This window comes from Acidobacteriota bacterium (assembly GCA_028875725.1).
Classification (GTDB): Bacteria; Acidobacteriota; Thermoanaerobaculia; order Multivoradales; family Multivoraceae; genus Multivorans.
The window spans coordinates 21,321-46,573 of the sequence record JAPPCR010000015.1 but is presented as its reverse complement, the minus strand read 5'-3'; the positions used below and the strand labels follow the sequence as shown (position 1 = coordinate 46,573).

The following is a 25,253-nucleotide window of genomic DNA, read 5'->3' as shown; positions in this document are numbered from 1 at the left end:
GCGTCAGCGGCCGGGCGCGAGCTTCGCCAGGGCGTCGAGGTCCGCTCCGGGCTTGCCGTCGGGGCGGAACGCCTGGATGCAGACGTGGTCGGCGCCGGCGTCCCAGTGGGCCTGAATGCGCTCGCGGACCTGATCCTCGGTGCCCCAGGCGACCAGGGCGTCGACCAGACGGTCGCTGGCCTGGAACTCCTGCCAGTCGTCCTCTGTGTAGCCCAGCTCCAGCAGGCTGTTCTGGTAGTTCGGGGCCCGCAGGTAGACGTAGAGGTTGGCGCGGCCGATCTTGCGGGCCGCCTCGGCGTCCGTGGTCAGGATCACCTTCTGCTCGGGGCAGAGGAGCGGCCCAGCGCCCATGATCTCGCGCGCTTGTCGCGTGTGCTCGGGCGTCACCAGGTAGGGGTGAGCGCCGTCGGCGTCGGTGGCGGCCAGTTTCAGCATGAGCGGCCGGAGCGCGGCGATCACGATCGGCGCTTCCTGCGCAGGTTCGGGGCCCCGGTAGAACGCCTTGCCGACCGCCTCCAGGTACTCGCGCATCTTCGGCACCGGCGGCTTGTACTCGTGCCCGCGCAGGTGGGTGACCAGGTGCGGGTGGGAGACGCCGAGGCCGAGGACGAAGCGGCCCGGCAGCATCTCGGACAGCGTCTTGTGCACAGCTTTCGTCGTCATGGCGTCGCGGGCGTAGATGTTCGCGATCCCGGTGGCGTGGGTGATGCGTTCCGTGCGGGCGCCGAGGTAGGCGACCAGAGCGAACGGGTCGCGGCCGATCGCCTCCGGCGTCCACAGCGCGCCGTAGCCCTGGGCCTCGATACTGGCGGCGAACTCGGCCGCCTGGGGCGCGGAGAGGCCGTCGAGGCCGGCCCAGACTCCCAGCCGGCCGAGGTTGTGTGCCGATTCCGTCATCTTCGCCTGACTCCTCCGTCGCTGAACCGAGCGCAGACCGTATCAGGGGCATGCTGGGGTGAGGGCCTCCGGTGCTAACGTCCCGGCGCGATGACAACCGCCGAAACCAGGCGCGCCTGGGCCTGGGAGCATTGGTTTGGCTTGACGGGGCTGGCCGCGCTGATCGCGGGCGTCTACCTCGGGCTGTTCGTGGCGCCCACCGAGCGCTTCATGGGCGAGGTCTACCGCATCCTCTACGTCCACGTGCCGCTGCAGTGGAACGCGCTGCTCTGTTTCTTCGGCGCCGGCTTCGTGGGCGCGGCTTCGCTGTGGAAGCGCAAGGCCTGGATCGACGGCATGCTGGTCGGCGTGATCGAGGTCGGCGTGGTGCTGGAGACGGCCGGGCTTCTCTCCGGCATCGTCTGGGCCAAGCCGACCTGGGGCGTCTACTGGGCCTGGGATCCGCGGCTGACCTTCACCTTCGTCATGTGGCTGACCTTCCTGGGCGTACTGGCGCTCCGCCGCTTCGCCGAAGAGCACCGGCGAGCGCCCTGGACGGCGGCGGCGAGCATCGTCGCCTCGGTCAACGCGCCCCTCGTCTACTACTCGGTCAACTGGTGGCGGAGCATCCACCAGATGCAGTCGTCGCCGGAGACGGTGCACACGACGATGATCCTTCCGCTCAGGATCAACGCGATCGCCCTCTTCCTTGTCTGCGTCTGGTTCGTGGCGCGCCGTGCCCGAATTTCCCTGGCGCGGCGGCAGGCCGAGGCGACCGCGCCGCCACCGCGCATCGAGCCGGTACGGGGCGGAGCCTGAGCGCTGCCGCGAGCCGCACAGTTTCACCAAGGGCTGATCAGGAGACCTTTCATGACCGCGCCGAACTACGAGCAGATCCTGGTCGAGGACCGGGGCCGTACCCGCATCGTCACCCTGAACCGGCCGGACAAGTTGAACGCCTGGACCCGGCAGATGAACCTCGAGCTGGTGGACGCGATCGAAGCCGCCAACGAGGACCCCGAGTTGGCGGCCATCGTGGTCACCGGTGCCGGACGAGGGTTCTGCGCCGGCGCCGACATCGGAGCGCAATTCAAGGCCCGGCTCGACGGCGGCGAGGCCGGGGCGGAGGCCGACCGCAGGCCGGCGCGCCCCTGGGTGGAACTAGTGCGGGAGTCGAAGCCGATGATCGCCGCGATCAACGGCGTAGCCGTCGGCGTCGGGATCACGCTGGCCCTGCCATTCGACGTCATCGTGCTCTCGGAACGCGCCCGCGTCGGTATGTTCTTCGTCCGGATGGGGCTGGTGCCGGAGCTCTGCTCCTCCCATTTCCTGATGCAGCGGGTCGGCTGGGCGAAGGCGAGCGAGATGTGCCTGACCGGACGTCTCTACGACGCACCGGAACTCGAGGCGATGGGGTTCGCGAACGCCGTCGTGCCGCACGACGAGACGCTGCAGCGGGCGTTCGAGATCGCCGCCCGGATCGGCGAGAACGCCGACAGTTCGCTTCGCGCCATCAAGCGGTTGTTGACGAAGAACGGCTCATCGCATGACCTGGACGAAGTCCACCGCCGCGAAATGGAAGAACTGAACGCGGCCTACGCGAGCGACGCTCACCGCGAAGCCGTCGCCGCCTTCATGGCGAAACGCTGACCCGGGGAAGAGAAGGCGCCGGCCGTTAAGGCCGGCGCCCTATCGGTACTGGGGGTTGCGACACCGTCAAGCGACATAGCAGCGTGTTCTGCGTCTCGAGGTCGGCCGACCAGATCAGGCGCGCGTCGTTCCGCCAGTCGATCGCGTCGTAGCCGCCTTTCGGCCTGACCGCCGCGGCGCTGTGCTCGACCGCTGACGGCCACTCGCTGTCGTCGAATCCAGGCTCCCGCCAGCCTTCGGGCTCCGCCGTTGCCGTGAACTGGCAGGGGCCGACGCCGGGCGCCGGATCGGCCTCGTCCTGGCAGGCGCGGTCGAGTGGCGCCTCGTGGATCGCGAGGCAGCGCCAGGCGGAGTCGGTCGCGGCGATAGGCCCCCCGGTGGCGGCGTCCGTGAACTGCGCAATGAGTCCGCCGTCGCCCATCTGCTGGTTGCCGCGGCCGATGTACTCGAGACCCGTGTCGTTCTCCTTGAAGTCCTTGGCGACGAAGTTGAGCTGCAGGGGGTAGTCGGCGTTGAAGACGAAGGCCTCGGCGTTGAACGACCGCTCCGTCGTGATCGAAACGGAATCCTCGATGATCAGGCGGTCGCCCAGATAGAAGGCGAACCAGTTGTCGGCCCAGACCTCGCCCTTGAACGACGAGGTTCCCGGGCCGTCGACGACCGCGACGTTGGGCGTGGCGCCGCTACCGCCGCACCCGGCGAGAACGGCTGACAGGATCGCCCGCATCAAGGTCTTTCGCATGGTGGATCTCCGTGTTGCTGGGTGCGCGGGTCTTCTGACCCGCTGCCGCCGAAGGCGGCCAAGTGTACGCGCCGGCCGCGAGGCCGGCCCCGCTTTGGCGGGCGGTCCCACGCAACGTCAAGGCAGCGCGAACGCCATCAACTCCGGCACGCCGTCCGTCTCGCGCCTGCCGGCGACCGTCAGCGCGATGTACTGCCGGCCCTCCCAGAGGTAGGTCATTGGCGTGCCGAGTCCGCGTGCCGGCAGCGGCACTTCGGCGAGCACGTCGCCGGTCCGCTTGTCCCGGGCCACGAGGCGGTTACCGCCGTCGTCCTCAGGAGCGTGCTGGCCGTGGATCAGCAGGGTTTTCGTCAGCAGCGGTCCGGTGTAGGTGTCGCCGCCGAGCGGAGGCAGGTCGAGGTTCTTGAGGCGCGGGTGGTTGCGCAGCGTGTCGTTGTTGCCCAGCGGCTTCATCCAGACGTGCTCGCCGGACTTCAGGTCGATCGCGGTCATCCGCGTGTAGGGGGGCTTGAACAGGGGCAAGCCTTCCGGCATCTCGGGCCGCTTGCCGCGGCCACCGTGGGTGTACCGGAGCGTGCCGCCCTCGAGCGGGTCGGGCGTGTAGAAGGTGACCATGCTGAAGGCGTTCCGCGACGGCACGTAGAGCCAGCCGGTCTCCGGATCGACCGCGGCGCCGTACCAGTTCGCGCCGCCTCCGGCAGACGGCCGGAAGATCGTGCCCTGCTTGCCGCCTCGCACCGGCAGCGACGGTGGCGTGTAGAGCGGCCCGATCTCGAAGTCGGCGATCACGTCGAGGGCCATCTGCCTGATCTCCGGCGTGAAGTCGGCCAGGTCGTCCTCCGTCACGCCCTGGTACTCGAACGGCGCCGGCTTCGTCGGGAAGGGCTGGGTCGGCGCGGCGGTGTCGCCGGGCATCGTCGCCGGAGGCACCGGCCGGTCCTCGATCTCCCAGACCGGGTCGCCCGTGACGCGGTCGAAGACGTAGAGGAAACCCTGTTTGCTGACCTGGGCGACGATCTGTCGGGAGTCGGCGCCGTCGCGGCCCGGGAGGTCGATCAGTGTCGGCGCGGCCGGAAAGTCGTAGTCCCAGAGGCCGTGGCGGACGGCCTGGAAGTGCCAGAGCTTCTCGCCCGTCTCTACGTCGACCGCGACCAGGCTCTCCGAGTAGAGGTTGTCCCCCGGGCGGTGGCCGCCGTAGAAGTCGTTCGTCGCGGTGCCGATGGGCAGGTAGACGATGCCGTTCTCGTTGTCGCCCGAGAGCATCGTCCAGACGTTCGCGTTGCCGGAGTAGCGCCAGGACCCGTCCTCCCAGGTCTCGACGCCTTCGTCCCCCTCCTGGGGCACCGTGCGGAACACCCAGCGGAGCTCGCCTGTGCGCGCGTCCCAACCGCGCACCCAACCGGGTATCGACTCCCTGGTGATCCGGCGGTCGGCGATCGAGGCGCCGGTGACGACGACGTCCCGGACCACAACCGGCGGCGACTGCATCGAGTAGAGCAGGGCGTTCAGGTAGTCCCGCTCGCCGCGGTTCGCGCGCGGCAGGTCTTCCATCAGGTCGACCCGGCCGCCGTCTCCGAAGTCCTCGTTCGGGCGGCCGGTACGGGCATCGACCGAGAGCAGGTAGCCGTCGCCAGTGCCCCAGTAGACGCGACTGTCCGCGTCGTCGCCTTCCTCTCCGTTCGTCCAGTACGCGACGCCGCGCTGGTTCCAGACCACGGTCATCGTCGTCGTGCCGCTTTCGTAGCTCTTCGGGTTGTACGCCCAGACCGTCCGGCCGGTGCCGGGGTCGACCGCGGCCCCGATCGAGATCGGCGTGTTCAGGAAGAGCAGCCCCTCCTGCATCAGCGGCGTCGCCTTCAGGTTGCGGATGAAGGGAGCGCGGCCGGCGCGCCAGAGCAGCGGATCGTCGTCCTTCAGCCTGCTGAAGATGACGTCGCGGTCGGCGTACCACTCGCCGCCCGCCTCCGACTTGCTGAGGAAACCGTCGACCGACCGCCAGCGCCAGGCGACCTCGAGTTCGCCGAAGTTGGCGGCGTCGATCTGATCGAGCGGCGAGTACTTGGTCGACCCTACGTCACCGCCGTAGCTCGGCCACTCGCCGGCCGGGGCGCCGCGCTGGGCGGCGGCCGGCGCGGTCAGTAGGAGGGCGATTGCGGCGAAGCCGGCGGAGACGATGCGAGTTCCCGGCATGGTGACTGCGCATCGTATCCGCCGTCAGTCGGCGCCTCGCACGCGGCCGAGTCCGACCCCCGCGGCCGCGCCGATCAGCGCGAGGAGTCCAGCCAGCACGGCGAGCGGCGCGGTCGCCCGGCGGGTCAGGTCGGCGGAGTCCCCGTCCGCGAGGCTGAACGTCGGCACGTCGGCGAGGACGCCGGCGTTCATCTGCTCGTCGGCCATGATCGCGGGGACGAAGAACTCCCGCCACCGCTCGGCGAACTCCCGCACCTGGGACTGGAAGTCGGCGAAGCGCGCGTCCCCCGTCCCCGCGGCGTCGAGCAGCGCTTCCTGCGCCAGGAGCGCCGGCGACAGGAAGCGGTAGCGGCGCACCAGAGCCGTCTGTTCGGTGCGGCGGGCATCGTGCTCCGCCGCGACTTTCTCCAGGCGGCCGTTCACGGCGTCCGTAGCGGCCCAGGAGAGCGCGCCCAGACCGGGCTCGTCGGCGACCACGCCTTCCGCCATTTCCGGATGATCCTCCAGGTAGCGCGCGAGGAGCTCGCTGCGCCGGTTCACGGCGTCGTTCGATGCCTCCCGCTGGGCCGTCACCATCTCGACGCGCGACGGCAGCGGGTGCAGCAGGCCGGCCGCCGCGTTGATCGCGGCCGGCAGCACCACGACGAGCACCAGCCACGCGCCCACCAGGACCGTCGCGTTCCAGGCCGAGGATCGGCCGAGCGCGTTGACCCACGCCGCGAGCGCGAACCAGAAGAGCGCGTAGGCGACGACCGTGACGCTCCAGAGGAGAAGCCGGCCGGGCGAGCCGAAGCCTCCCGTGGCCAGGGCGCCGAGCAGCGAGACGCCAAGCACGATCCCCGCGACCACCAGCGCCCGGAACGCGAGCTTCACGGTCGCGACGCTCCGGGCCGACACCGGCTGCGAGAGGGTCAGCGCCAGCGTGCCCTGCTCGCGCTCCTCCGACAGGACATTGAAGCTGAGGGCCAGAACCAGCAGCGGCAGCAGATAGACCACCGCGAAGGCGAGGTCGAACCGCCCGACCATCAGGTTGAGTGGATTCTCGACCTCGCCGTTCTGGTGAAACGACGCTTCGTTGGTGTAGATGTTGACGTCGTAGTAGTAGGGGAGGAGATCGCTCTGACCGATCGCGAGGGCGGTTAGAGGACCCGGCGCCAGCACGGCCGTGTGGCTGCCCGAAGGTCCACCCAGCACGCGGGGCGAGCGAGGGTCGGCGAAGGGCGAAGAGGGCTGGCCGCCGGCCTCGATGGCTTCCAGTTCCTGCCGCAGGGCGCTGGCGCGCTCGACGTTGCCGCTCGTCGTGGCCTCCACGGTGCGTTCCTGGAACCGCAGCCAGACGACGCCGTTCGTCAGCGCGTAGCCGAGCAGGACGACGAAGAGCCCGAGGGCGATCTTGAGCGGCCGATCGGCCATCAGCAGACGCCACTCGTTCTTCAGGACGGTTCGCACCGTCACCTAGGCCACCTCCGCCCGCCGGACCTGAGCGGACGCGAGCAGGACGGCGCCCGCAAGCCATGCGCCGAGCACGGCGAGCGACAGGATCCGGTTGCCCAGCACCCAGCCCAGGGGCGGAGCTTCGTACTCCAGCGGAGGCACGGATTCCCAGAGCTCGGCGCCCGCGGCGTACGAGAAGTCGCCGGTCAGGGAGTTCTCGGTCATGTCGCCGTTCATCTGTCGCATGAGATCGCGGCGGTAGGTCTCCGCGGCTTCGGCGAAGTGCCTGTGCTGCTCGACATCCGTTCCCGCCAGGCCCATCGACAGCGTGCGAACCGCGATCGACGGGGCTGCCGCCGCCAACGCCTCCTGCAGGATCCCCTGGCGCCTGAAGGCGTCCCACAACGCGCCGTAGTTGCGGTCGAAGATCCGGTTGGAGAACTCCTCGCTCTCCTGCAGATAGACGCCCACCGCGTTGATGGGCAGGTCCTCGACCCGTTCCACTCCGTACTCGGCGAGCAGCCGTTTCGTCGACTCGTCCCGGTCCGGCGGGGCGATGTCCTCGACACCGTCGGCCATCTCGCGTTCGACGGTACGAGCGAACTCGAAGGCGGAGGGCGTCGGGTAGACCCGCTTCGACAGGTCCACCGCGACGCGCGGCGCGACGAGGCCGTTGACCACCCAAACTGCCAGCAGGAACACCAGCGCGGTGCGCGACGACCGTGCCCTCGCCGACACGGCGAGAGACAGCCCCAGGAAGACGACGAAGTAGGCCAGGTAGGCGCCGGCCAGGACGGCGCCCCGAGCCAGCGGCGACGCCGTCGGACCGGGACTCGCGACGACCAGCGCCGCCGCTCCCGCTACCGCCGCCGGCACCAGCAAGAGCGCCAGCGCTCCGGAAGCGCCCAGCGCCTTGCCCAGGGCCAGCTCTCTCCAGCCAACGCCGGTGGCCAGCAGTTGGCGCAGCGTTCCCCGTTCGCGCTCGCCTGCGAAGGCGCCGAAGGTCAACAGGATGATCAGCAGGGGCACGAGATGCTGCAGCACCTGTGCCGCCGTCAGAGCCCCTATCCGCTGTGCTGCCGTTGCATCCTGGGCCGGACGCAACAGGAAGTCGTTCTGCCGATGCGCCTCCAGCCACACGGAGGTGCCGGTGAAGGGGTCCACGCCTTCGTCGACAAAGGACAGCGCCAGGCGGGGCTTGAAGGCGTAGACGCCGTAGTGCGCCGCCGAGTGAGGGTTCTTCTCGCCCTGCGTCTCCCAGTGCTCGCGGGCCGTGGCCTGCGCGGCCGTGAGTTCCTGGCTTGCCTTCCGCGCCTGGACCCAGCCGTGAGCCAGTGAGACGAGCAGCAGCGACCCCACGAGAATCGCGGACCAGCGAAAGCGGCCGTCCCGGATCATGTCGGTGAACTCCTTGCGAACGATGTGGTGGATCATCGCCGTCCCCCGTTGTCGCTTACGTGTTCGAGGTAGATGCGCTCGAGATCGGCATGGCCGATCTCGGCGGTGCTCAGCTCCGTGACCAGGCGTCCGTAGTGCATGATGCCCACTCGGGTGCCGGTGTCCTTTGCGCGAAACAGGTCGTGAGTCGCCATCAGCACGGCGACGCCGCGATTCCTGAGCCGCTCGACGAGCGCCGAGAACTCGCTCGAGGCCGTGGGGTCGAGACCGGACGTCGGTTCGTCCAGCAGCAGCGCGTCGGCTTCCTTGGCGATGGCGATCGCGATGCCGACCTTCTGGCGCATGCCCTTGGAGTAGGTGGAGACCCGTCGCCCGGCCGCCTCGGCGTCCAGGCCGGCTTCGCCGAGGATCTCGATGAGTCGCTTCCGCCCCAGCGATCCCTGTCCGCCCAACGCGGCGAAGTACTCCAGGTTCTCGATCCCGCTGAGGTTGCGATACAGCATCACCTGTTCGGGGATGTAGGCGAGCCGGCGTTTGGACTCGCGGTCGTGAGTGGACACGTCGAGCCCCGACACGAGGGCCTGGCCCGCCGAGGGCGCCACGAAGCCGAGGAAGAGGTTGATCGTCGTGGTCTTCCCCGCGCCGTTGGGGCCCAGGAGGCAGTAGACCTCGCCGGGCGCGATCGCCAGGTCCAGGGAGTCAAGGGCTCGCGTGTCGCCGTAGTCCTTGGTCAGTCCGCGGGCTTCGAGAAGGGGCGTGGCCCCACTGTTCGACTCTTGCGATTCGGTCATCGTCCTTCTCCTTCTCCGTGCCAGACGTTGTCGGTCGGCGAACGCTCGAACGACGGCCAGGCGTCGATGATCGTGAAGGGCGCTTCGGTCTCCGCGGTCGCGGGCACCGGTCCGATCCGGTGGCGCTCGTCGCTGCCGTCCTCGTAGCGCTGGGTCACGTGGATGGGCACGGTGAGCGGTTCCCAACCGCCGTCCCGCCACAGCCAGCGCTGACCCGCGATCTCGACCGTGCGCTCGGACTCCGCGACCAGCACGTCGGACGACGCCGGCGGTCCGAGCAGCGCACGGGCGTCGCCTTCGCCGACCGCGGCCGCCAGGGCTTCGGGCAGCGCTTCGCCAGCGCGGACCGCGGCGATCACTTCGTCGATGGCCGCGACTGCTTCGGCCGGGCCGATGGACTCGACCCATGCCGCCGTGGCCAAAGGCGTGTAGTGACGAATCCACGGCACGTCGCCCGCGGCTTCGACACTGATCGCGGGCGCATCGAGCGCGCCGAAGGCCTCGATGACCTGACCACTGACCCGGGAGTGCAGCGCCAGCCAGGCGTCCCTGCCGTCCGCGCGGCGCACACACTCCATGCCGATCCAGCCCGACACGCCGACACGTAGCCAGTCCTCGCCGGGCTCCTTGCGGAGACTGGATTCGTCCGCGAGCTGACGCGCCGCAAAGGCGGCGGCGAGCGTTGCCCGTCGTCGCCAGTGGCCGAAACCGTCGGCGGCGACGTCCCATCCCTCGTGCTCCGGCAGCCACAGCAGTCCGCCGTGGAGCGCGGTCTCTCCCAGTTCGCGGGGCGCCTGGAGCACGGCGCCGACGGCCGGCGCCCTTCCGAGCAGGCCGGCCACGCAGTTCCGCATCTCGGTCACGTCGTTCAGGACGACCTCGACGTCGTTCGAACGCATCGAACCGTGGTACACGGTGACGCCTCCCACGTTCGCTTCCATGGGCTTTCGCGGCCACCAGGCGGCAGCGAAATCGAGAGGACCGCTGACTTGACCCGCGGTCGCGGTCCGCGCCTGCCGCGACTGGTCCGCGTCTTCGCTCGAGGCGAAGCGAATCGTCCAGCGCCAGTCTCCCGCGGGGGCGACTCCCATGGCGGGCGACAACGCGTGGACGTTGGCCTCGGCGGGATCGTCCGGCAGACCGTGGAGCTCGCGATCGTGCGGAGCACGCACCAGCCGGTCGGGATCGTGACCGAGCGCCGGCAGAACGTCGGCCGCGCGCAGCCAGACGCCCGATTCGTGCAGCCACCTGCTCTCGCCGTGGTCCGCCCAGCCCTCGTCGCGGACGGTCAGGTCGAGCTCCACGGTACAGCCCTCTTCTTCGGTCCGGCCGCAATCGCCGAGTTCGAGCGAGAACTGATCGAAGGCGACCGTCACCACCGCCTGTTCGCCGTCCACGGTCGCGTGCTGGATCTCCGCGCCGTCCGGAAGCGCTCCATGAAGAAGGCCCGACGTGGCGCGGACGCCGTCCAGGCGCCACCGGGAGGTGGCTGTGCGTCCCGCGGGATCGACATCGACGACCGCCTCGCCGCCGGCGGTCGAGAACGGGGTCGCCGACGGCCACCAGCGCTTCTCCCACTCCGCGTCTTCCGCCGTCTCGCTGGCTTCGGACTGATAACCGCCCAGGGTGACGAACTGCTCGTACAGCACGACGTGGGTTCCGAAGGCCAGGACGACGCCGGTCGCCGCCAGCACTCCCGCTCCACTCGGAATCCGACCGAGAGCGGTTCGCCAGCGCAGCGGCACGGTGAGCGCGGTGCCTCGCGGCCACGCCAACCACGCCACGGCAAAGAGAACCACCACGATGGCCAGCTTGAACAGGTCTGCCGTCAGAATGTGGTTCACCCAGGGCCCCCAGCCGGCGAACTCGGACACCGTGGCGTGCGCCGGCACGCCGAACTCCGCCGGCGGATAGGTCGTGACGGCCAGTTCGTGGTTGACCACGATGATGAACGCGCAGATGACCGAGACGGCGTGCGCCGCTCCCGCGTGGCGGATCAGCGCATGCGCCAGCAGCACGAGCGCGGCGATCTCCAGCAGCGCGGGCGCCAGCAGCAGGGCGAAGAAGGGGGCCGGATTGGCCAGGCTGAAGGCGCCGGGAAGCGCCAGTCCGGTCACGATCCACACCGCCACGAGGGGAGTCAGGGCGAAGGCGACCGTCAGGCAGAGCGACGCCAGCGCCCGTCCGACGACGCGCGTGCCGACCGGCGCCGGGGTCGCGTCGCTGATCTCGCTCCAGCCGGTGCGGTCGTCGCGGCGCGCCATGACGCCGACGAAGGCGGCCACCATGAAGACGATCACGAGGTAGAAGTACTCGATGGTCATCCGCTCGACCAACCCGGAGCGGGGCTGCAGCGGACCGTCGGCGTGAAGGACGACGTGAACGAAGGCGCCGCCGACGCCCGTCGCCACCATCATGGCGAGGGCGAGCGGCGTGCCCCAGCCCCGGAACGAGAGTTTCAGGTGCCATGCCGCCTCGGTCCAGGTCGCCCTGAGCCAGGACGGCGTGGCCTCGGGGCCTGGGGGAAGAACGGACTCCGGCGGCGCTTTCGCTCGCTCCCCGCTCGCTTGCGACCTTCGCCGGCGCGTCGCCGGCGCCTTCTCGAGCGCCAGTTGTTCCCGGCCGACGCGGCGCAGCACGACCGCCAACAGGAGCAGCGGCGGCAGCGTCCAGATCAGGCGGTTGACGAGCAGGGGCGGCGTCAGTTCGATGACGGCGACCGCCTTCTCGCGCGGCGTCATCAGGTTCGTCTGTTCCTCGATCTCGGCGAAGCCGGAGGCGTCGAGCAGGGTCGCGACCGCCGGGCTGGCGTCGCCGCCGCGAACGACGACCATGGCCACCATCCAGACCAGCATCAGCATGGCCGCGACCGCGAAGGGCCCGGCGATGCTTCGGGTCCAGATCGCCGCGCACAGGAACAGCGCGCCGACTCCAGCCGCGGTCGGCAGAGTAAACAGCAGGAGCGAATGGGCCATCGCGAACCACGGGTGCGGCCCCACCGCGTCCGGCGGGATGATCCCCAGGGCGCCGAGCGCCGGAACCAGCCAGAAGCCGATGGCCGTCGCGACCGGAAGGAGGGTCGAGAGAGCCAGGGCGCCCAGGTAGCGGCCGAAGAGCAGGGCCGGTAGGGAAACGGGTGTCGACAGGACGACCTCGTGCAGGCTGGCGTTCCGGTCGCGGACCACGTTCAGGCCGAAGAGCCAGGCCCAGACGAAGAAGATCCAGACGGCCTGTCCGGCCATCATCAGGTAGATCACGTGGGGGCTGTTGCGCGGCACCTCGGTGGCGCCCATCTCGCGCATGTAGTCGGCGTTGAGAATCACGATGAGCGCATAGCCGATGAGCCCGGGGAAGACGATCGCCAGCAGCGGCCCGCGGCAGCCGGCCCGGAACTCCTGCCACGCCTGGGTGGCGACGAAGCGCAGGTTGTTCACGCGACCCTCGCTTCCCGCGGCCGGCTGCCGTGCGCGATGGCGGCGTGGTACACGTCCTCCAGGCGCGGCGTCTGGGGTTCCCAGTGGTCGTCGGGGCGGGAAGACGCCTCGACGACGACCAGCGAGCCCGCGGGCTTCGCCGAGACGTGCAGGGCGTCCTCCGGCAGTGGCTCGCCGCGGGGAACCACGCGCGACCACAGGCGGTCTTCGAGCTCCGCGGCCAGGGACGCCGGCGTTCCTTCGGCGACGATCCGGCCCTGGTCCAGGATGGACAGCCGTTCGCACAGGCTCTCGACGTCGTCGACGATGTGGGTCGACAGCAGTACGACGTTGTCCGCCGCGATGTCGGCCAGCACCCGGTGAAAGCGGCTCCGTTCCGCCGGGTCGAGGCCCGAAGTCGGTTCGTCGACGATCAGCAGGCGCGGGTCGCCTGCGAGGGCGATCGCGATGCCGAAGCGGCGCAGCATGCCGCCGGAGTAGGTCGCAACGGCCCGGTCCGCGTCCTGGCTGAGATTCACCTGTTCCAGGAGTCCTGCTACTTCGCGCCGCCGCTCGGAGGCGTTCGTGCGCCCCTTCAGGTTGGCGAATCGGTCCAGGAGCTGGCGGCCGGTCACCGTCGGGTAGGTCCCGATCTGCTGCGGCAGGTAGCCGAGCCGCCGCCGCAGGTAGTCCGGGTCCGCCAGGACGTCGACGCCGTCGAGCAGGATCGTGCCGCTGTCCGGCGCCTGCAGGGTAGCCAGGGTTCGCATCAGCGTGCTCTTGCCGGCGCCGTTCGGGCCGAGCAGGCCGTACAGTCCCGGCTCGACGGTGAGGTCGACGTCTTCCAGCGCCCGGATGCCGCCCGGGTAGGTCTTGTTCAGGCCGGTGACTTCAAGGCCTTCGTTCTTCTGTGGCATTGGGTGGTTCTCCTGAATCCCGTGGTTGCGAGATGTCCCCGGCGCTCCGCCTCCTTACCAGTTGAAGTCGATGCCGACACCGGCCGACCGCGGCCGACCGAAGATGCCGTAGGCGCCCGGCAGTCCGAACGGCGCGCCGTTGTACAACTGGCGTTCGTACTGGTGGTCGAGCAGGTTCTTGCCCCAGGCGTAGAGCGCCCAGCCGCCGCGCCGGTAGCCGAACCGGCCGTCGAGCAGCGTCCGGGTCTTCAGCCGCGTGATCTCCGGCGCCGCCAGTTCGCTGTAGGCGTCGTCGGCGTAGCTCAGCGTTCCGCCGGCGAACCAGCCCGTCGGCGAGCGCCAGTTCAGACCCGCGGAGGCGCTCCACGAGGGCGCCTGCGGCAGTGCCCTGCCGGCGTAGTCCACGCCGTCGAGGACGAAATGGACGAACTCGGAATCCGAGATGCCGAGCGACCCGAACAGGCTCAGCGCGTTGCTGACGAAGACCTCGGTCTCGATTTCGAGGCCCTGAAGAAGTGACTCTCCGGCGTTCGCGACCAACGAGTCGAACTGCGGGAAACCCCCCGGTGGCGTGTACGGAATCTGCTGATCGGTCCAGTCGATCCGGTAGAGGTTCGCGTTGAGGATCATGCGGCCGTCGGTGGTGCGGTGCCTCAGGAACAACTCGAAGTTGTCCGTGAACTCTTCGTCGAACGGCTCCGCCAGCCCGAGCAAGAGCCCGAAGGCGAACCCGCCGGCCTTGAAGCCGCGTGCGTACGACGCGCCTAGCGAGGTGTTCTGGGCCACGTCGAAGGTCACCGAGGCGGATGGGAGCACCTGTTCGAAGTCCGTCTCGGCGTCCAGTTCGGTGATGAAGCCGTTGTTGTCCGCGAAGTTGACGTTGGCTCTGGAGTCCCGGCTGAGCCGGACGCCCCCGGTCAGGTGCACCCGATCCGTCGCGTCCCACTCGACCCGTCCGAAGAAGTCGGTCTGCTCGACGTCCTCGGTCAGTCTGGTCGTCCGGTTGAAGGGAACGATGTTGCCCAGTCCGTCGGGGAAGAAGCCGGCGCCTGTGAAGCCGTAGCCGAAGTCGGACTGCGAGTGGAAGGCGCCGAGCAGCAGGTTCACGCCGGCGCCGCGGTACGAGGCGCGGATCTCCTGGCTCGCGACGTCGTCCTGGCTCCACGCGTCGACGTTCAGGATGTCCCAGGGCGTGAAGTCGGCGTCGAAGAGTTGCAGGCCGTCGAACTCACTCGCGCCGACGACCGCGTCGAGGGCCCAGCGCTCGCCGAGGTCGATGTGCGCTTCCAGGTTCAGGAGGTCGATCTTGGAAGGATACGCGTCCTCGCGGTTCCAGACCTGCTGCCGGTCCTCCATCGTGATCCCCCGCGCCGGGTCTTCCATGTGGTAGCCCCAGGGGATCGAGTCCGAGTCGCTCCGGAGCCAGGTGAGGTCGAACCGGAGGCTCTCGTCGGCCCGCGGTCTCAAGGCCAGCAGAACGCGGGACGTTTCGACGTCCGTGCGGTGCCGGTCGTCGGTGTCGTTCACGATGTTCGAGACCGCTCCGCGGATGTAGCGGTCCTCGTGGACGACGCGCGCGGAGAGAATCTCGTCGACGAGCTCGACGTTCTGCATCAACTGGATCCGCTCCGTGTCGAGGCCGCCTCCCTCGACCCGGACGCGCCCGTCGTAGCCATCGAACGCGGGCCGGTTGTAGTTGATGAGAACCGACCCGATCAGGGAGTTCGGCCCCTGCAGGGTCGACTGGGGTCCGCGGAGGATCTCCACCGACTCGGCGTCGAACAGTGACGGGTTCAGATGGTCGCTCGTGCGCGGTGCGAGCGCCAGTTGATTGACGAGGACGGATGCCAGCGCGGTGCCGTTGGAGTGATCGGACTCCAGGCCGCTGTTGTTCACTCCGCGGATGGCGTAGCCGCCCTGCTCGGCGGCGCCGACGTAGACATTCGCCGCCCGGTGGAAGGCGTCCTCGACGTTGATGATCGCATCGGAGTCGATGCGTTCGGCCCCCAGATGGGCGACGCTGACGCCGAACTCCTGTCTGCCCGTGCCCAGCTTGCTGCCGACGACCGTGACCTCCTGGATGAGACTCTCGATCCGCAGGCGGACGTCCAGGTTCGCGCCGTCGACGCTGGAGACCGACACGCCGTCCCGGTTCAGGGTGTCGAATCCGCTGAGGCTGAAGGAGACCGAGTACTCCCCGGCGGGCAGACCGCCGATGACGAAGGACCCTTCGGTGTCCGTCCTGGCGGAGCGGGGGCCGTCGGCGAGTGCCGGGCTTGCCGCCTCCACGGTCACGCCCGGCAGGGCGGCGCCGGTCTGGTCGGTCACGGTGCCCGAGACGTCGCCGTCCCGCGCAAGCGCGGGGAGCGGCAGGAGAAGGAGGAAGGCGAGCAGAAGGGAGTTCCTGGGTCGAAGAAAGTGCATGCGAGAAGGTCCTGTGGTCGTCGATTCGAGTCGATGGGTAGTGGTCGGTTTGTCGTGGCGTCGGAGCGTCGCCGTAAATGCACCGAGGCAATCGGCGGTGCGCCCTCGGCGGCGCTGCCAGGTCAAGCCCTGCTGGCGGCGGCCGTCAGGCCTCTGCCCTTCCCGGCGGGTGGGGCTCGTGTTCAGGTGGCTTCCGGCGACTTCGACGCGGCTCGCGATGCGAGGAGGGTCGGAGGCGGAGTCCGGTGTCGGCTCAGCCCGTGGGCGGTCCGCGGGCGGTCCGTGGCCGGCGTTCGTCGCTCTCGAACCTGCCTGCGCTGTCCGGCCTTGGCGCGGCCGACGGGAGGTCCAGGGGCTTCGCGTCCGGAGCCTGGCCGATCTGACTGGTGGTGGCGCAGCCGAGCTGGCAGGCGATGCAGAAATGGTCGTGCACCCTCGCGGCCGTGGTGACGGTGGCGTGGCTCGGGGCTACCGTGGCCTCGGCGTCGTGATCGACCGTGCAGTGGGTGGTGTTCGTCTCGACCACGTCGTGACCGTGATTGCTCGCGTCCCAGGCACCCGTGAGCAGGGTGGCGCACGTCAGCGCGAGGGCGTTGACGATGGCGAGTGGCGAGCCGGTCCGGTTCAGCATCGGCTGCGGAGGGTAGCAGAGGCCGGTGTGGAGGCTATGCTCCGGCGAGTCGATGAGGACGCCGAAACAGCTACGCGTAGGCATCGTCGGAGCGGGATTCCTCGCCGAAACCAGGGCGCGCTGCTGGAAGCAGGTCGTCTCAGCCAGCGTCGCCGGCGTCGCGTCACGCCGCCGCGAGCGTGCGGAGGACTACGCGCAACGCTTCGACGTGCCGGCGGTCTTCGACGACCTCGACGCCATGCTTACCAGCCCGGCGATCGACGTCGTCGATCTCTGCGTCCCGAACCGCCTGCATCGCGAGATGACCGAGGCCGCGGCCGCGGCCGGCAAGCACGTCATCTGCACCAAGCCCCTGACCGCCTATACCGGCCAGGATCTGCCGGAGGACGCGAGCGACGCCGATGTCGCCGGTCGGGACCGGCGCGAGATGCTGCGGGTGGCCGAAGCGGACGCGCGGGCCATGGTCGAGGCGACGAGGCGGGCCGGGGTGCAGCTTCTCTACGGCGAGAACTGGATCTTCGCTCCGGCCTTCCGCCGCGCTCTCGGGCTGCTTGAGAAAGCGGACGCGGTTCTGCTCGAGATGCGGGGCGGCGAGTGCCACAGCGGCTCTCACTCGCCCTACTCGCGGGTCTGGCGCCACACCGGCGGCGGCGCCCTGATCCGGCTCGCCGCCCATCCGGTCGGCGCCATGCTTCACCTGAAGCGAGTGGAAGGGCTGTGGAGGTCCAGCAAGCCGGTACAACCCGCCTGGGTCAGCGCGGAGACCGCCGATCTGAGCGCGGTCGCGGGCGTCTCGGCGGAAGAGCTCCGCATCGCGGGGGAGTGGGGCGAGGTCGAGAACTGGGGCTGCGCCGTGATCGGCTTCGACGACGGTTCCCGCGCCGTCGCCTGGGGCGGCGACCACGTCCTCGGTGGAATGGAAAGCGGCCTCGATCTGTTTGCCAGCAACTGTCGGCTGCGGCTCAGCCTGAGCCCGAACGACATGCTGAGCGCATACGCGCCCGACGGGAGTGTCTTCGACGACGCCTACATCATGGAGAAGATCGACTCCGGCGCCGGCTGGACGACGCCGATGCCGGACGAGGACTGGACCTCGGGCCAGCTCGGCATGTGCCAGGCGTTTGCCGCCAACCTGCTGGACGGCGTGGCGGCCGAGTCGGACGGCGAGCTCGGCCTCGAGGTCGTGCGGGTGCTGTACTCGGCGTATGTGTCGGCGGTGGAAGGACGGCGGGTCGACTACGAGACGAATCAAGGAGTACTGGAGTGAGACGATTGCGATTGCGTTTGCTTCCCCTGCTGGCGACTCCGGCGCTGTTCGCCGCCGGTCCGGTTGCCGCGCAGAACGGGCCGTACCTCGGCCTGGAGATCGGCATCGGCAACGGGGCGTCCATGACGCTCGACGGCACGGACAACGACGTCGCGACCACCTGCGACGCTTGGATCGTGCCGATCGACGGCACGAACGCGGGCTGTGATCCGCCAGCATCGGCCTGGTCTTCGGACATCGGCAGCGGCGCGGGAATGCTGGGCGGTCTCGCGTTCGGCTATCGCTTCGGCAACATCCGCGCCGAACTCGAGTACACCCACTCGGCGCTTTCCTACGACGCGACTGCCGACCTGGCGGCGACCGACGACGTGACGGTGGACAAGGCGCAGCAGGAACTCGAGATCGCGGAAACGCGGGTCGAAACCGTGCAGTACGAGAGCTTCTTCGCCAATGTCTACTGGGACTTCACCCCGGGCGCGAGAGTCTCCCCGTACGTCGGTCTCGGTGTGGGCACGGCGGACGCGTCGATCGACTACTTCAACCGGTGGAAGCGGAACGGCGATCCGGCCGCCATCACCACGTTCGCGGGCCATCCGGACGAGGAGAGCCTGCGGCGGATCGTTGCGGGGACGACGACCATCGCGAACACCAAGCTCCAGGACAGCGTGTCCGCCTACCAGTTGCTCGCGGGCGTCGACTTCGCGGTCGGCGACTCGGTGACGCTCGGCGTCAAGGCCCGTCTGGTCGAGTACGGCGACTTCGAGAGCGGCCGGTTGCCCTGGGATCAGCTTCGGAGCCACCACTCGAGCCGCGGCCCCGGCGGGGCCGACGTGCTGTACGTCGTGTCGACCGGCGACCTGAGCATGTGGGGAGTCAGCTTCGGCATGAAGTACAGCTTCTAGGAAGCTGCGGCGCTGACGCGGAACCGGGACGTTTGACCGGAAGCGAACCGCCGGACTAGGTTACGCAGCTTGGCCAGCCTGACCAGAGGACTCCACGAGCGCCCGGAGTCGTCTCCAACTCCGCCGCCAGCATCGGATCGAGCTCGAACCGCTCAGCGCCGGGCAGGAACTCCTCGCCCTCGGCCAGCCAAGGTCATCGACCTGACGATCGCCGCGGCCGTCCGCCATCTGCTGGGCCAGCGCCGGGAAGACGGCCACTGGTGCGCCGAACTCGAGGGCGACACGATTCTCGAGTCGGAGTACGTTCTGCTGCTTCACTTCCTGGGCCGCGGCGACGACCCGCGCGTCGCGGCTTGCTGCGAGCGGTTGCGCGGCCAGCAGCAGCAGGACGGCGGCTGGGCGATCTACCCGGACGGGCCGACGGACCCGAGCGTCTCGGTCAAGGCCTACCTGTGCCTGAAACTCGCCGGCGACGATCCCCAATCGCCGCGGATGGCCGATGCGCGCCGGGCGATCCTGCGGGCGGGCGGACTGCGGGCGTGCAACTCGTACACGAAGCTCTACCTGTCGATCTTCGGGCTGTGGACCTGGCGGCGGTCGCCGGCGGTGCCCCCGGAGCTCATCCTGCTGCCCCGCTGGTTTTGCTTCAACCTCCACGAGATGTCCTCCTGGACCCGGACGATCGTGGTGCCGCTGTCGGTGATCTGGGCCCTCAGGCCGAGCGTGCCGCTCGATGTGACGCTCGACGAACTTCAGGGGAGAAGAGCGCCCGGACGCAGGCGGACGACTCTCTACGAGTCGTTCTGGTCCCGTGTGTTCGCCGGCGTCAACGGCCTGATCAAGCTGGTGGAGGTCATCGGCCCGGTGCCCGGGTGGCGTCGCCCCGCCCTGAAGAAGGCGGAGGAATGGCTGGTTGCCCACGTCGAGGGCTCGGACGGTCTGGGTGCGATTTTCCCGGCGATGGTCAACGCGGTCATCGCGTTCCGCTGCCTGGGCTACGAGGAGAGTCATCCGCTGGTCCAGGGCCAACTGCGGGAACTCGAACGGTTCGAGATCGAGGAGGTCGGAGAGATGCGGCTCCAGCCTTGCCTGTCGCCGGTTTGGGACACGGCGCTGTCGGTGGGTGCCCTGCTCGCGGCGGACATGGACGGGAACGACGCGCCCATCCGGGAAGCGGTGGAGTGGTTGCTCGAGCGGGAGGTCACCGTTGCTGGCGACTGGCGGGAGAAGAGCCTTCAGGACGCTTCGGGGGGTTGGTGTTTCGAGTACCGCAACGATCACTACCCCGATTGCGACGACACGGCGGAAGTCCTGCTGGTTCTGGCCGCGGTCCAGGGCCGGGCCGGCGAGCTGGAAGCGCGGAAGCAGGCAGCGGCGGCGCGCGGGAAGCGCTGGCTCCTTGGTCTGCAGAATCCAGACGGAGGCTGGGCCTCGTTCGACCGCTGCTGCGACAAGCAGGTGCTGACCCTCATCCCCTTCGCGGACCACAACGCGATGATCGATCCGAGCACCCCCGACATCACCGCCCGGGTGATCAGCGCCCTGTTGGCTCATGGACACGATCCGGGCGAGGAACCGGTCCGACGCGCGACGGACTACCTGCTGCGCGAGCAGGAGAGGGATGGAAGCTGGCCGGGGCGCTGGGGCGCCAACGGCATCTACGGCACCTGGCTTGCCCTCTCCGCGCTGGCGCCGCTGGCTGCGCGGACGGGTGGCCGAGCGGGGGAACGTCTGAGCCGGGCATGCCGGCTCGGCCGGCGCTGGCTGCTCGCGGTGCAGAACGAGGACGGCGGTTGGGGAGAGTCGCTGCGCTCCTACGATGATCCCGGCTTCAGGGGCCGCGGGCGCAGCACGGCTTCGCAGACCGCCTGGGCGATGATGGGTCTGATCGCGTCGCTCGAATCGCAGGTCTGGAGCGAAGACGCGGCCCCGACCGTGGCTGCGCTGGATCGCGGCGTGGCGTTCCTGCAGGAGCGCCAGCGCGATGACGGTTCGTGGTGCGACCGCGACTGGACCGGCGTAGGCTTTCCCGGCGTGTTCTACCTCCGCTACCACGGCTACGCGCAGTACTTCCCGCTCGAGGCGCTGGCCGCGTACAGACGTCTGGCCGTGCCGGAGCCTGACGCGATGTCCGCGAACGGACCCTTCTGAGAAAGGACCTGAGCTGAGACCATGCGAACACCGCTGCACATGGTGACCGACAACCTGAGGCACCAGGCGAAGAACGCGCTCCTCGGCAGGCGCCGGTATCCGTTCGTGCTCATGCTCGAGCCGCTCTACACCTGCAACCTGGCCTGCCTGGGCTGCGCGGTGGAGAGGCACACGGGCAAGCTCAGGGACAGGCTGCCGGTCTCGGAGTGTCTCGACGCGGTACGCGTGAGCGATGCTCCGGTCGTCTCGATCTGCGGCGGCGAGCCGACGATCTACCCCGAACTCCCGGAGCTGATCTCCGGCATCATCGCCCGGCGCCGGCACATCTACCTCTGCACGAACGCGCTGCTCCTGGATACGAAGGTGTTCGATCGGGTGCCTCCGAACCGGCGGCTGACGCTGAACGTGCACCTCGACGGCATGCGCGAGACTCACGACTACGTGTGCGCCCGCGACGGCGTGTTCGACAAGGCGATCGAGATGATCCGCGCGGCGAAGGAGCGCGGCTACCACGTCACGACGAACACGACCGTGTTCAAGGAGACGCGGATCGACGAGGTGGAGGAGCTGTGCCGGTTCCTGCGCGACCTCGACATCGACGGCATGCTGATCTCACCCGGCTACCAATACGAGTCAGTGGACCGCGACATCTTTCTCACGCGTCAGGACACGGAGCGGAAGTTCCGGCGCATTCTCGAGATCGCGGGCGAGTACAAGCTGACCTCGACCCCCATGTTCCTCGAGTTCGCGGCCGGCTTGAGGGATTACTCCTGCTCCCCGTGGAGCACCGTCACGAGAACGCCGCTCGGCTGGAAGGGGCCCTGCTACCTGATCGGCAAGGGGCACTACGCGACCTACGAGGAGTTCTGGGAGCAGACGGACTGGGACTACTGGGAGTCGCGCCAGGATCCGCTGTGCACGAACTGCGCGATGCACTCGGGGTTCGAAGCCTCGGTCGTGCGCGAGGTCCGGAAGAGCCCGAAGGACGCGCTGCGCCTCGCCGCCTGGCACCTGTCGGGATGACGGCCGCGACGGCCCAGCCCCCGGGTCGGGCCCAGCCCCCGGGTCGGGCCCAGCCGCTGTGCCGGGCCGGCCGGCCCTGACGGGTGACGGTTCTCGTCACCGGCGGCACGGGGTTCGTTGGCGCGCACGTCGTTCGGGCACTGCTCGCTCGTGGCGGCGACCCTGTGCGCTGCCTGGCGCGGTCGGGCGGAGACCGCTCGAACCTCGATGGCTGGGACGTGGAGATCGTCGAGGGGGACCTGCGGGATCCCGCGAGTCTCCGGGCAGCCTGCGCGGGCTGCCGCGAGGTCTACCACTGCGCCGCCGACTACCGGCTGTTCGTCCGCCGTCCTCGTGACATCTACGCCTCGAACGTCGACGGCACCCGTCACCTGCTGGCGGCGGCGGCCGAGGCGGGGGCGGAGCGCATCGTCTACACGAGTTCGGTGGGCGCGCTCGGGCTGGAGCCCGGCGGCCGCCCCGCGACCGAGACGACTCCCGTCAGCATCGCGGCGATGGTCGGGCACTACAAGCGCAGCAAGTACCTCGCCGAGCGCGCCACCGTCGAGGCGGCCGCGGCCGGCGTTCCGGTCGTCATCGTGAATCCGTCGACACCGGTCGGCGAGCTGGACGTCAAGCCGACGCCGACGGGCCGGATCATCGTCGACTTCCTGTCCCGGCGCATGCCGGCGTACGTCGACACCGGGCTCAACCTGATCGATGTGCGCGATGTCGCCCAAGGCCACCTGCTGGCCGCGGAGCACGGCCGCGTCGGCGAGAAGTACATTCTCGGGCACCGCAACGTCACCCTGGTCGAGATGCTGGGGATGCTGGCCGACATCACGGGGATGAAAGCGCCCCGCCTGCGGCTGCCGCACTGGCTGCCGGTCGGCGCCGCGGCTCTGGCGACCGGTTGGGCGCGGCTGGCCGGCGGCGAACCCCGCGTCCCGCTCGACAGTGCGCGCATGGCGCGCCACAGGATGTTCTTCGATGCCGGCAAGGCGGTCAGGGAACTCGGCCTGGTCCAGAGTTCGGTCCGGGAGGCACTCGAACGCGCGGTGCGGTGGTTCCAGGAGAACGGCTACGTGAACGGACCGCGCCGGTGACGGCGGCAGGCGGCACACGGCGTCCCACACTGGGTGCGTCGGCGCCCCCGCCGGCCTCTGGAGGAGAGACGGTCTACCTGGCCGCGATGAAGTCCGAGGCTTCGGCCCTGTTGCGCCGCGTGGAAGGCGCCTCGCGCGTCGGTGATGGCGCTACCGCTGCAGCCGTCAGGGGCCGCATTGGAGACCGGCCCGTCCAGGTGGCCGTCTGCGGCGTCGGTCAGCGGGCGGCGCGGCGGGCCGCCGAACGCTGCGCTCGCCTGGCCTCCCAAGGCGCCTGCGGCAGGGTGGTCTGGATCGGCATCGCCGGCGCCCTGTCGCCGGACCTCGAGGTGGGCGATCTGGTCGTCGGCCGGACCGTGATGGCTCCGGAGCAGCCGCCCACAGGCGTCGACGAGACCCTGGTCGAGGCGGCCATGGCGCGAGGCTGCCGTCCGGGCGTTCTGGTCACCGCCTCGGGTCTGGTGGTCACCGCCTCGTCGCGCGAGGCGCTTTGGCGGAGCACCGGCTCTCAGCCCCGGACCGCCGTCGACATGGAGACCTGGGCGGCGGCCCGGGTGCTTCAGCGCGCCGGCGTTCCCTTCGCCGCGGTGCGCGCCATCAGCGACACGGCGGCGGATCGGCTTCCGTCGTGGCTCGAGCGCGCGGCGCCCGGCGGCGGTTTCCCGCTGAGCCCGGTCGTTCGCGGTGCCCTGATGCGTCCCTCTGCCCTTGTTCCGCTGGTGAAGATCCGCCTTCGGACGGCCCGTCTGGGCGTTCGGCTGGCCGAAGTGGCTGTCGCGCTCGCCTAGTCGACGTGGAAGACCATCAAGAGTTGCACTCCGGTGGTCCTTCCTGGATCCGGGAGCGGCTAGGCCACGCTTCGGGTTGACTGTCGACGAGCATAGTCTTACCCTTAGCTAAGGTGACTCGTCGGGGTAGCTACTCATGTCTATCGTCAATGTCCATCAAGCCAAGACCCATCTTTCGCGATTGCTGGCGGAAATGGAGGCGGGTGAAGATGTCGTGATCGCCCGCGACGGTGAGCCGGTGGCGCGGCTCGTTCCCTGCAAGCCCGCGGCCCGGCGCCAGCCTGACGTCCTCAAGGGCAAGGTCGAGGTTCCTGACAGTTTCTTCGACCCGCTACCGGAAGATGAACTCGCCGCCTGGGAAGGCGGCTGAGTGCGGGCCCTGATCGACACCCACGCGCTGCTCTGGTGGGTGGCGGACAGCGCGCGCCTCTCCGAGACGGCCCGCGCAGCGATCGCGGACGAATCGCACGACATCTTCGTCAGTGCGGCATCGGCGTGGGAGCTGGCCACCAAGTTCCGTTTGGGCAAGTTGCCGGGAGGCGAACATGTTGCGGGGGACGTTGTCGCCTGCATCGCCTCGCAGGGGTTCCTGGAACTCGGGATCAGCGTCGCCGACGCGGAGCGGGCCGGCCGATTGGCCGGTGCGCATCGAGATCCGTTCGATCGAATGTTGATCGCCCAGGCGTTGGCTCACGATCTGCGAATCGTTTCCGTAGACAGGGCGTTCGACGACTATGTCGTAGACCGGGTGTGGTGATCGTCACCAACCCCCCGGCGGTCGGCGGCTCCTCGTGTGTTTCCGCGGAAACGGGCCGGCGTATCGCCTGCGATGCTTACCGCATCGTCCACTGGGCCGACGGCGGCGAGACGAAGCTCTCGAACCTCGTGCTCCTCTGCCGCCGACACCGCCGACTGCTCCATGAAGGCGGCTTCAGCGTACGGATGGGCGAGGACGGTGCCGTACAGTTCTTCCATCGTCAGGGACGGCGAGTGGAGCAGAGTCCGGCGCCTCCAGCGGTCGGCCTCCACGCCGCACGGGAACTGGTCGAGCACCTGGAAGACGCCGGCATCCTGATCACGGGCACGGAGTCGATGCCGACCTGGGACGGCCGGCCCCTCGACCTGCCTTACGTCATGGAGTGCCTGTGGAAGCCGCCGTCACACCTGGAGGCGGTGGTGGCGCGGGAGCGAGGAGCTTCGCGAGCAGCCTGACGGCCCGCGGCGGGGAAGTGCGTGGCGCACGGCGCGCGGTGAGGCAAGTTGCCATTCTCATCCATCCCAGCGGGTGCGGGGGAACACGCCGATGCGGCCATTCCTCGGCTGCGGAACGGAGGCACCGCTGCGGATCCTCGACATCGTCGAGCGGCACATCGAGGAGACCGCGACGTGAGGGCCTGCTACTCGCGGCGCCGCGCGGCTTCGACGTCGTCGAGAACGGCCGCGGTGAAGCCGATGGCCACCCGGGTGAGCAGCGCGCCCGCCGCGGCACCGGCCAGGCCGACCACCAGCGCGCCCGCGATGACGAGTTCGAGCAGCGTCCACATGGCCTGGAGAATACAGGTCTATCCCCG

The 25,253-nt window shown here is 69.4% G+C and carries 22 protein-coding genes and 1 CRISPR repeat array (1 of these 23 only partly in view); of the genes, 11 read left to right on the top strand and 11 right to left on the bottom strand.

The window, feature by feature from the left end; translation table 11 throughout:
- Positions 1-3: 3 nt before the first annotated feature.
- Positions 4-897 carry a TIGR03620 family F420-dependent LLM class oxidoreductase gene (locus OXI49_11880; protein ID MDE2691204.1) on the bottom strand — a complete coding sequence of 298 codons (894 nt, stop codon included), beginning with the start codon at positions 895-897 and terminating at the stop codon, positions 4-6.
- Positions 898-987: 90 nt separating this feature from the next.
- On the opposite strand from OXI49_11880, the gene ccsA reads away from it, so the two are divergent.
- Together ccsA and OXI49_11870 are read left to right on the top strand one after the other, a co-directional pair.
- On the top strand, positions 988-1,695 hold the full coding sequence (gene ccsA, locus OXI49_11875) for a cytochrome c biogenesis protein CcsA (protein ID MDE2691203.1): 708 nt from the start codon (positions 988-990) through the stop codon (positions 1,693-1,695).
- Positions 1,696-1,746: 51 nt separating this feature from the next.
- Positions 1,747-2,526: an enoyl-CoA hydratase-related protein gene (locus OXI49_11870; GenBank protein MDE2691202.1), complete on the top strand. Its 780-nt coding sequence runs from the start codon at positions 1,747-1,749 to the stop codon at positions 2,524-2,526.
- A gap of 25 nt (positions 2,527-2,551) precedes the next feature.
- Here the strand turns inward: OXI49_11870 and OXI49_11865 are convergent, their stop codons facing one another.
- From OXI49_11865 to OXI49_11825, 9 genes are all read right to left on the bottom strand, one after another.
- Positions 2,552-3,268 (bottom strand): PEBP family protein, encoded by a 717-nt coding sequence (locus tag OXI49_11865; protein MDE2691201.1) that lies wholly within the window; start codon positions 3,266-3,268, stop codon positions 2,552-2,554.
- Between the two features lie 117 nt (positions 3,269-3,385).
- A complete protein-coding gene (locus tag OXI49_11860) occupies positions 3,386-5,458 on the bottom strand; it encodes a pyrroloquinoline quinone-dependent dehydrogenase (GenBank protein ID MDE2691200.1) in 2,073 nt (690 codons plus the stop codon).
- A gap of 24 nt (positions 5,459-5,482) precedes the next feature.
- On the bottom strand, positions 5,483-6,913 hold the full coding sequence (locus OXI49_11855; GenBank protein ID MDE2691199.1) for a DUF3526 domain-containing protein: 1,431 nt from the start codon (positions 6,911-6,913) through the stop codon (positions 5,483-5,485).
- Positions 6,914-8,326 (bottom strand): DUF3526 domain-containing protein, encoded by a 1,413-nt coding sequence (locus OXI49_11850; GenBank protein ID MDE2691198.1) that lies wholly within the window; start codon positions 8,324-8,326, stop codon positions 6,914-6,916.
- Complete coding sequence (locus OXI49_11845; GenBank protein MDE2691197.1) at positions 8,323-9,081, bottom strand: ABC transporter ATP-binding protein; 759 nt, start codon at positions 9,079-9,081, stop codon at positions 8,323-8,325. Before OXI49_11845 ends, OXI49_11850 begins: the two co-directional genes overlap by 4 nt.
- Positions 9,078-12,515 (bottom strand): ABC transporter permease, encoded by a 3,438-nt coding sequence (locus OXI49_11840; GenBank protein ID MDE2691196.1) that lies wholly within the window; start codon positions 12,513-12,515, stop codon positions 9,078-9,080. The genes OXI49_11845 and OXI49_11840 overlap by 4 nt, the downstream gene beginning before the upstream one ends.
- The gene (locus tag OXI49_11835; GenBank protein ID MDE2691195.1) at positions 12,512-13,411 is read right to left on the bottom strand and encodes an ABC transporter ATP-binding protein; all 900 of its coding nucleotides are present in this window, start codon (positions 13,409-13,411) and stop codon (positions 12,512-12,514) included. Before OXI49_11835 ends, OXI49_11840 begins: the two co-directional genes overlap by 4 nt.
- A gap of 54 nt (positions 13,412-13,465) precedes the next feature.
- Entirely contained in the window at positions 13,466-15,835 is a 2,370-nt protein-coding gene (locus OXI49_11830; protein MDE2691194.1) for a TonB-dependent receptor, read from the bottom strand.
- Between the two features lie 253 nt (positions 15,836-16,088).
- Positions 16,089-16,466, bottom strand: coding sequence for a hypothetical protein (locus OXI49_11825; GenBank protein MDE2691193.1), 378 nt, complete (start codon positions 16,464-16,466; stop codon positions 16,089-16,091).
- Between the two features lie 52 nt (positions 16,467-16,518).
- On the opposite strand from OXI49_11825, the gene OXI49_11820 reads away from it, so the two are divergent.
- The 9 genes from OXI49_11820 to OXI49_11780 all read left to right on the top strand — a co-directional run bounded on the left by OXI49_11820 (position 16,519) and on the right by OXI49_11780 (position 24,894).
- On the top strand, positions 16,519-17,733 hold the full coding sequence (locus OXI49_11820) for a Gfo/Idh/MocA family oxidoreductase (GenBank protein ID MDE2691192.1): 1,215 nt from the start codon (positions 16,519-16,521) through the stop codon (positions 17,731-17,733).
- Entirely contained in the window at positions 17,730-18,635 is a 906-nt protein-coding gene (locus tag OXI49_11815; protein ID MDE2691191.1) for an outer membrane beta-barrel protein, read from the top strand. Before OXI49_11820 ends, OXI49_11815 begins: the two co-directional genes overlap by 4 nt.
- Positions 18,636-18,704: 69 nt before the next feature.
- Positions 18,705-20,786, top strand: a complete 2,082-nt coding sequence (gene shc / locus OXI49_11810) for a squalene--hopene cyclase (GenBank protein ID MDE2691190.1) — start codon at positions 18,705-18,707, stop codon at positions 20,784-20,786.
- A gap of 21 nt (positions 20,787-20,807) precedes the next feature.
- Positions 20,808-21,809, top strand: a complete 1,002-nt coding sequence (gene hpnH / locus OXI49_11805) for an adenosyl-hopene transferase HpnH (protein MDE2691189.1) — start codon at positions 20,808-20,810, stop codon at positions 21,807-21,809.
- An 83-nt stretch (positions 21,810-21,892) separates the two neighbouring features.
- Complete coding sequence (locus tag OXI49_11800) at positions 21,893-22,894, top strand: NAD-dependent epimerase/dehydratase family protein (protein MDE2691188.1); 1,002 nt, start codon at positions 21,893-21,895, stop codon at positions 22,892-22,894.
- The gene (locus tag OXI49_11795; protein MDE2691187.1) at positions 22,891-23,682 is read left to right on the top strand and encodes a hypothetical protein; all 792 of its coding nucleotides are present in this window, start codon (positions 22,891-22,893) and stop codon (positions 23,680-23,682) included. The genes OXI49_11800 and OXI49_11795 overlap by 4 nt, the downstream gene beginning before the upstream one ends.
- Positions 23,683-23,818: 136 nt before the next feature.
- Positions 23,819-24,052, top strand: a complete 234-nt coding sequence (locus OXI49_11790; protein MDE2691186.1) for a type II toxin-antitoxin system prevent-host-death family antitoxin — start codon at positions 23,819-23,821, stop codon at positions 24,050-24,052.
- Positions 24,053-24,439 carry a type II toxin-antitoxin system VapC family toxin gene (locus tag OXI49_11785; GenBank protein MDE2691185.1) on the top strand — a complete coding sequence of 129 codons (387 nt, stop codon included), beginning with the start codon at positions 24,053-24,055 and terminating at the stop codon, positions 24,437-24,439.
- Positions 24,436-24,894 carry a hypothetical protein gene (locus OXI49_11780; protein MDE2691184.1) on the top strand — a complete coding sequence of 153 codons (459 nt, stop codon included), beginning with the start codon at positions 24,436-24,438 and terminating at the stop codon, positions 24,892-24,894. Before OXI49_11785 ends, OXI49_11780 begins: the two co-directional genes overlap by 4 nt.
- 185 nt (positions 24,895-25,079) lie before the next feature.
- On the opposite strand, the gene OXI49_11775 is transcribed toward OXI49_11780, so the two are convergent.
- Positions 25,080-25,226: a hypothetical protein gene (locus OXI49_11775; protein ID MDE2691183.1), complete on the bottom strand. Its 147-nt coding sequence runs from the start codon at positions 25,224-25,226 to the stop codon at positions 25,080-25,082.
- A 14-nt stretch (positions 25,227-25,240) separates the two neighbouring features.
- Positions 25,241-25,253: a CRISPR direct-repeat array (repeat unit 29 nt); it runs 5,020 nt beyond the window's last position.

What these genes read in the sequence shown, in the direction of transcription:
- OXI49_11775 (MDE2691183.1), bottom strand. Translation starts at nt 25,226, where the DNA reads ATGTGGACGCTGCTCGAACTCGTCATCGCGGGCGCGCTGGTGGTCGGC.
- OXI49_11880 (MDE2691204.1), bottom strand. Translation starts at nt 897, where the DNA reads ATGACGGAATCGGCACACAACCTCGGCCGGCTGGGAGTCTGGGCCGGC.
- OXI49_11860 (MDE2691200.1), bottom strand. Translation starts at nt 5,458, where the DNA reads ATGCCGGGAACTCGCATCGTCTCCGCCGGCTTCGCCGCAATCGCCCTC.
- OXI49_11870 (MDE2691202.1), top strand. Translation starts at nt 1,747, where the DNA reads ATGACCGCGCCGAACTACGAGCAGATCCTGGTCGAGGACCGGGGCCGT.
- OXI49_11865 (MDE2691201.1), bottom strand. Translation starts at nt 3,268, where the DNA reads ATGCGAAAGACCTTGATGCGGGCGATCCTGTCAGCCGTTCTCGCCGGG.
- ccsA (MDE2691203.1), top strand. Translation starts at nt 988, where the DNA reads ATGACAACCGCCGAAACCAGGCGCGCCTGGGCCTGGGAGCATTGGTTT.
- OXI49_11845 (MDE2691197.1), bottom strand. Translation starts at nt 9,081, where the DNA reads ATGACCGAATCGCAAGAGTCGAACAGTGGGGCCACGCCCCTTCTCGAA.
- OXI49_11830 (MDE2691194.1), bottom strand. Translation starts at nt 15,835, where the DNA reads ATGCACTTTCTTCGACCCAGGAACTCCCTTCTGCTCGCCTTCCTCCTT.
- OXI49_11835 (MDE2691195.1), bottom strand. Translation starts at nt 13,411, where the DNA reads ATGCCACAGAAGAACGAAGGCCTTGAAGTCACCGGCCTGAACAAGACC.
- hpnH (MDE2691189.1), top strand. Translation starts at nt 20,808, where the DNA reads ATGCGAACACCGCTGCACATGGTGACCGACAACCTGAGGCACCAGGCG.
- OXI49_11820 (MDE2691192.1), top strand. Translation starts at nt 16,519, where the DNA reads ATGAGGACGCCGAAACAGCTACGCGTAGGCATCGTCGGAGCGGGATTC.
- OXI49_11825 (MDE2691193.1), bottom strand. Translation starts at nt 16,466, where the DNA reads ATGCTGAACCGGACCGGCTCGCCACTCGCCATCGTCAACGCCCTCGCG.
- OXI49_11790 (MDE2691186.1), top strand. Translation starts at nt 23,819, where the DNA reads ATGTCTATCGTCAATGTCCATCAAGCCAAGACCCATCTTTCGCGATTG.
- OXI49_11850 (MDE2691198.1), bottom strand. Translation starts at nt 8,326, where the DNA reads ATGATCCACCACATCGTTCGCAAGGAGTTCACCGACATGATCCGGGAC.